Raw genomic sequence first — 384 nt, forward strand, 5'->3', positions numbered from 1 at the left:
GTGGGGGTCATGCTGGTGGTTTCCCTGGGAAGTCTCCTTTCCACCGCGATTCGATACGGGACCTGGGCCCACGTGGTGCTGGGCATGTCCGCCGGATTGCTGCTCATGATCCTCCTGCACCACATCGAAAGACCGGACGGGGAACATGGAGATCGCTCCTCCTATGCCCGGCTGGGTTTGCTCCTGGTATTGGCGGTGGCTGCCCACAACGCTCCGGAGGGAGTGGCCATCGGGATCGGCTTTCACACGGAGCACAAGCTGGGGGTGCTCCTGGCCCTGTCGATGGCGGTGCACAACGTACCCGAGGGAATCGGGATGGCCGCTCCGCTGAAGGTTTCCGGACACTCGCCGCTGCGCATTCTCCTTTTCGCCGCCGCTGCGGGG

1 protein-coding gene is annotated in these 384 nt (G+C 64.3%); it reads left to right on the forward strand.

Translation table 11 applies throughout. From position 1 onward, the window contains the following. Window positions 1–9: 9 nt before the first annotated feature. A partial coding sequence (locus RZO55_RS11000) for a ZIP family metal transporter (RefSeq protein ID WP_318064327.1) occupies window positions 10–384 on the forward strand: 375 nt, incomplete at its 3' end.

The sequence above is a fragment of the Clostridium boliviensis genome, from assembly GCF_033342255.1.
Taxonomy (GTDB): Bacteria; Bacillota; Clostridia; order Lachnospirales; family Lachnospiraceae; genus Lacrimispora; species Lacrimispora boliviensis.